The organism is Rhizobium sp. SVR5-9E (genome assembly GCF_056755095.1).
The window spans coordinates 1-277 of sequence record NZ_JBNDHS010000380.1 but is presented as its reverse complement, the minus strand read 5'-3'; the positions used below and the strand labels follow the sequence as shown (position 1 = coordinate 277).

Annotated in this window: 1 protein-coding gene; it reads left to right on the top strand. The window is 46.6% G+C overall.

What is annotated here, in order from left to right:
• Window positions 1-15 precede the first annotated feature (15 nt).
• Window positions 16-277 (top strand): hypothetical protein (locus ACPYOJ_RS35270; protein WP_481420373.1); only part of this gene is annotated, 262 nt, incomplete at its 3' end.

Below are 277 nucleotides of genomic sequence, written 5' to 3'. Positions count from 1 at the left end.
CACCAGCAGTACATCATGAAATTACAAAATGCGGATACGGCTCGCCATACCACGGGCACGGGCAGCAGCAACTTAATGATGCCGGCAATAATGATCGGCACAGAACAGGCGACAGTCACCAGAATAGTTAAAATGATGCTTAAAGGTAATGTTATTGCTGCGAGCAATCTCGACATGATGAGCTTTTTCAGATGGTTAGCTGTAAGTGAGCGACCGGCTATCCGGTGCAGGGCGCTGATTTTATCAGAAATCAGACAAAATAAGGGTGCTTTCATGC